Below are 5,175 nucleotides of genomic sequence, written 5' to 3'. Positions count from 1 at the left end.
CCCCGGAATGACGGGGTTGGGTCGGATGGCCGGTTTGGGCCTGCGCCGGCCGCAGAGGTTTGGAAGGCTGTCGACGCATCCACGTCGATTCCATCGCCAACCCGGTCATTCCGGGGCGCCGCAGGCGAGCCCGGAATCCAGAGCCGCGCGGCCGGGCCATCGCTCGCAGCCTCCGAGAGGAAGCGTCAGAGGGCGAGACTCCCCGTCAGGTCGGACCAGTCCGGGTTGAAGTCCTCGATCAGCCTGACCTTCCAATCGCGGCGCCACGTCTTGAGCGCCTTCTCGCGCTGAATCGCCTCGATGGGTCGATCATAGAGCTCGTACCAGACCAGGCGGTCGACCGCGTAACGCGCCGTGAAGCCGGCCGTTCGCTTCGCCTTGTGCTCATGGACACGGCGCGCCAGGTCGTTCGTCACGCCGAGATACAGCGTACCGTGTCGCCGGCTCGCGAGCATGTAGACGGCGAAGGGCATGGTTTTCGTCGCAGGGTCGGGGCACACGATCATGCGACGATCCGACGGCTGCGTCAGCGATCTTTCCACGTTCGTCGTGGGTCTGGATTCCGGGCTCGCCTGCGGCGCCCCGGAATGACCGGGTTGGATCGGATGGCGGTTTGGGCCTGCGCCGGCCGAAGGGTTTTGAAAGGCTGTCGAAGCATCCGCGTCGATTCCATCGCCAACCCGGTCATTCCGGGGCGCCGCAGGCGAGCCCGGAATCCAGACCCGCAAGGGATATCCGAAACCGCGCGGGCGCTCGTGCGCAATCGGCGCATCGTTCCGGGCTCGCCTGCGGCGCCCCGGACTGGCGGGGTTGGGGCGGCTGGCCGGGGTTCCCGGCTTGACCCCGGCCGCCGATGCCCTGCAATGCGCGCATGCGATCCCTGTCGATCCCGCTCCTCGCCGTCCTGCTCGCCGCCCCGCCGGCGCTCGCGCAGGGCGACACCCTCGCGCAGGTGAAGGCGCGCGGGCACCTCGTCTGCGGGGTCAGCGGCGGGGTGGCGGGCTTCAGCATGCCGGACGGGCAGGGGCGCTGGCACGGCCTCGACGTGGATTTCTGCCGGGCGCTCGCCGCCGCGATCTTCGACGATCCCGACAGGGTGCGCTTCATCCCGCAATCCTCGGCCGCGCGCTTCACCGCCCTGCAATCGGGCGAGATCGACGTGCTCGCGCGCAACACCACCTGGACCCTGTCGCGCGACACCGCCGCGATGAACTTTCCCGTCATCACCTTCTTCGACGGCCAGGGATTCCTGGTGCGGAAATCCCTCAACATCAGCCAGGTCAAGCAACTCGACCGGGCGACGATCTGCCTGCAGCAGGGCACCACCACGGAGCTCAACACCGCCGACTGGTTCCGCACGCGGGGCCTGAGCTACCAGGTCGTCACCTTCGCCAACAGCGAGCAGACGCTGGGCGCCTACGAATCGGGGCGCTGCGACGCCTACTCGACGGACAAGTCCTCCCTCTACGGCGAGCGCCTGAAGACCGCCCACCCGGAGGAGCACGTGATCCTCGACGAGGCGATCTCCAAGGAGCCCTTCGCGCCCGGCGTGCGCCAGGGCGACGACGCCTGGCGCGACCTCGTGGCCTGGACCCACTACGCCATGATCGACGCGGAGGAGTCAGGCATCACGCAGGAGAACGTGGACCGGCTCCGGCGCGAGACCCTGAGCCCGGACGTGAAGCGCATCCTCGGGCTCGAGGGCAAGTACGGCCAGGGCCTCGGGCTGACCGTCGACTGGGCCTACCGGATCGTCCACCACGTCGGCACCTACGGCGACGTCTTCGCCCGCAACCTCGGCGACGGCACGCCCCTGAAGATCCCGCGCGGGCTGAACGCGCTCTGGACGAACGGGGGCCTGCAATACGGGCCGCCGATCCGGTGAGGGCCGGTCCGCCCAGGCCCGGATCGACACCGAGATCCCCCCGCGCCCTCGCGCTCCAGGCCCTCGTCGCGCTGGCGCTGGCGGCGCTCGCCTATCTCGCCGTCACCAACGCGTCCGAGAAACTCGCGCGCCAGGGCATCACCGCCGGGTTCGGCTTCCTCGGGCGCTCGGCGGGGTTCGACATCAGCCAGCGGCTGATCCCCTACGCGGCCGCCACCGCGACCTATCGCGACGCGTTTTGCGTCGGCCTCCTCAACACGCTCCTGGTCTCAGGGCTCGCCATCGGGCTGGCCACGCTGATCGGTTTTGCCGTCGGCATCGCCCGGCTCTCGCCGAACTGGCTCGCCCGGACGCTGGCGGCCACCTATGTCGAGACCCTGCGCAACCTGCCGCTGCTGCTCCAGCTCCTGGTCTGGTACGTGGCCGTGCGGGTGGCGCTGCCGGAGGCGCAGCGTCCGGCGGCCTGGGGCGGGGCCTATCTCAGCCAGCGCGGGCTCGTCCTGCCGCGCCCCGAGTTTTTCGGATTCGCCTGGCTCGTGCCCCTGGCCTTCGCGGCGGGGATCGGCGCGGCGATCGCCTGGGGCCGCCGCGCGGCCCGGCGGGTCGAGGCGGGGGCGAAACCCGGCCCGGTCGCGGGGCCGGCCCTCGCCCTCGTGCTCGGCCTGCCGGCGCTGGCCTGGATCGGGCTCGCCCTGGCGGGGCATCCCGTCGGGATCGCCTGGCCGGCGCCCGGCCCCTTCGGCCCCGAGGGCGGGCTCGGGGTGCTGCCGGAATTCGCCGCCCTGCTCCTCGGGCTCTCCACCTACACGGCGGCCTTCATCGCCGAGATCGTGCGCGCGGGCCTCAACAGCGTGGCCCGGGGCCAGGGGGAGGCGGCCGCCGCCCTGGGTCTCGGCCGGGCCAAGACGCTGCGGCTCGTGACGATTCCGCAGGCGATGCGGGTGATCGTGCCGCCGCTGACCAGCCAGTACCTCAACGTCACGAAGAACTCGTCCCTGGCGGTGCTGATCGGCTATCCCGACCTCGTCCACGTCTTCATGGGCACGGTGCTCAACCAGACCAACCAGGCCGTGGAGGTCGTGGCGATCACCATGGCGGTCTACCTCACCCTGAGCCTCGGCCTCGCGGCGCTGATGAACGCCTATAACCGCCGCGCGGCCCCCGCATCCCGATGAGGCAGGCGACGCGATGACCGTGATCCGCGAGACCCTCCTGCCCCCGGCCTCGCCCCCGCGCCGGACCGGCGGCCCCGTCGGCTGGCTCCGGGACAACCTGTTCTCGGGGCCCGGCAACACCCTGACGACGCTGATGATCCTGGCCGGGCTGGCGCTGCTGCTGCCCCCGGTCGTCCGCTTCCTCGTCACCGACGCGGTCTGGCACGGGAATTCGGGCGAGGCCTGCCGCCCCGAAGTCGCCGGGCACCCGGTGGGCGCCTGCTGGGCCTTCATCGGGGCCAAGATCAACTACCTCGTCTACGGCTCCTACCCGGCGGTCGAGCGCTGGCGCCCGAACCTGTTCTTCGGCCTCGTGGCCCTGGGGACGGCCTGGATGCTGTGGCTCGACGCGCCGCGGCGCGGCCTCGGGGCGGTCTTCGTCTTCGGCCTCGGCCCGCTCCTGTCGTTCTGGCTGCTCTCGGGCGGCCTGTTCCCGGGGATTCCGGTTCTCGGCCTCGCCCCCGTGGCCACCAGCCTGTGGGGCGGCATCCTGGTCACCCTGGTGGTCTCGCTGGTGGGCATCGTCGCGGCCCTGCCGCTCGGCATCCTGCTGGCGCTCGGGCGGCGCTCGGAACTGCCGGTCCTGCGCTATGCCTGCATCGGCTTCATCGAGTTCTGGCGCGGGGTGCCGCTGATCACCGTGCTGTTCATGGCCAACGTGATGCTGCCGCTGTTCCTGCCCGGCGACCTCACCGTGGACCGGCTGGTGCGCCCGCTGGTCGGCATCGCGCTGTTCGCCTCCGCCTACATGGCCGAGGTGGTGCGCGGCGGCCTGCAGGCGATCCCCGAGGGGCAGGGGCGGGCGGCCCTGGCGCTGGGGCTGACCCGATGGCAGGCCCTGCGCCTCGTCGTCCTGCCCCAGGCCCTCAAGGTGGTGGTGCCCGGCATCGTCAACACGCTGATCGGCCTGTTCAAGGACACGACCCTCGTCTCCATCGTGGGCATCGCCGATTTCATCCGGGTGCTGGAGGCCGCCCGCGCCGATCCGCGCTGGTCGGCGCCGACGATCCCCGCCACGGCCTACGCCTTCGCGGCCCTGTTCTACCTCGCGGTCTGCTTCTCGATGGCGCGCTACGCCGCCTTCGTCGAGCGGCGCCTCGCCGCCGGCGAGCGGGGCCGGGCATGAGCGCGCCCGCCGTCGAGTTCCGCGCCGTGAACAAGTGGTTCGGGACCGCCCACGTCCTGCGCGACGTCTCGCTCACGGTCGCGAAGTCCGAGACGATCGTGATCTGCGGCCCCTCGGGCTCGGGCAAGTCGACCCTGATCCGCTGCGTCAACGGTCTCGAGCCCTATCAGGGCGGCACGATCCGGGTCGAGGGCCGGGACCTCACCCCCGCCCGCATCCCGGCGGTGCGCCGCGCCGTCGGCATGGTGTTCCAGCACTTCAACCTGTTTTCCCACCTCACGGTGCTGGAGAACTGCACCCTGGCGCCGATCCACGGGCGCGGGACCGGGCGCCGGGCCGCCGAGGCGCGGGCGCGGGACGAACTCCGGCGCCTCGCCATCGCGGAGCTGGCGGACCGCTATCCCGGCCAGCTCTCCGGCGGCCAGCAGCAGCGGGTCGCCATCGCCCGCGCCCTCTGCCTCGACCCGGCCGTGATGCTGTTCGACGAGCCGACCTCGGCCCTCGACCCCGAGATGGTGCAGGAGGTGCTCGACACCATGAGCGATCTGGCGGCCCGCGGCATGACCCTGCTCTGCGTCACCCACGAGATGGGCTTCGCCCGCCGCGTCGCCGACCGGGTGGTGTTCATGGACGCGGGCCAGATCGTCGAGGTGGCGCCGCCCGAGGCCTTCTTCGACCGCCCCGAGCATCCCCGCACCCGGGAATTCCTCGCCCGCATCCTGTGAGCGGGGAAAGGTGTGCCGGCGCAGGACGCCGCGCGCCCGGGCGGGCTCCGGTTCGTTAACGTCGATGCGCTAAATCCATCCCGGTACTCGCGTATCCGGGAAGCCCGTCCCTTGCGTATCCTGCGGAACATCGTCGTCGGCAGCGTCTTCGGCGGCAGCGCCCTGGTCATCGCCTTCGCCTGCGTCGACCGGCTCGACCATCCGGCGCCCCGGGCCGCCGCGTCC

The 5,175-nt window shown here is 71.6% G+C and carries 5 protein-coding genes; 4 read left to right on the top strand and 1 reads right to left on the bottom strand.

All coding sequences use genetic code 11. The annotated features are described in order from the left end of the window. Positions 1-185 precede the first annotated feature (185 nt). Positions 186-473 (bottom strand): GIY-YIG nuclease family protein, encoded by a 288-nt coding sequence (locus AC3WLN_RS16405; protein WP_492483024.1) that lies wholly within the window; start codon positions 471-473, stop codon positions 186-188. A 398-nt stretch (positions 474-871) separates the two neighbouring features. On the opposite strand from AC3WLN_RS16405, the gene AC3WLN_RS16400 reads away from it, so the two are divergent. Genes AC3WLN_RS16400 through AC3WLN_RS16385 form a run of 4 tightly spaced genes read left to right on the top strand, consistent with a single transcriptional unit; the run spans position 872 to position 4,950 of the window. Further along, complete coding sequence (locus AC3WLN_RS16400; protein ID WP_492482971.1) at positions 872-1,885, top strand: amino acid ABC transporter substrate-binding protein; 1,014 nt, start codon at positions 872-874, stop codon at positions 1,883-1,885. Then, complete coding sequence (locus tag AC3WLN_RS16395; RefSeq protein ID WP_492482969.1) at positions 1,882-3,060, top strand: amino acid ABC transporter permease; 1,179 nt, start codon at positions 1,882-1,884, stop codon at positions 3,058-3,060. The genes AC3WLN_RS16400 and AC3WLN_RS16395 overlap by 4 nt, the downstream gene beginning before the upstream one ends. Positions 3,061-3,073: 13 nt before the next feature. Beyond that, positions 3,074-4,225 (top strand): amino acid ABC transporter permease, encoded by a 1,152-nt coding sequence (locus AC3WLN_RS16390; protein WP_492482967.1) that lies wholly within the window; start codon positions 3,074-3,076, stop codon positions 4,223-4,225. Further along, complete coding sequence (locus AC3WLN_RS16385; protein WP_492482965.1) at positions 4,222-4,950, top strand: amino acid ABC transporter ATP-binding protein; 729 nt, start codon at positions 4,222-4,224, stop codon at positions 4,948-4,950. The genes AC3WLN_RS16390 and AC3WLN_RS16385 overlap by 4 nt, the downstream gene beginning before the upstream one ends. Positions 4,951-5,175: the final 225 nt, after the last annotated feature.

It is taken from the genome of Methylobacterium sp. FW306-05-D (assembly GCF_058782155.1).
Note: the sequence above shows the minus strand (reverse complement) of the source record. Positions and strands in the feature narration are given on the sequence as shown.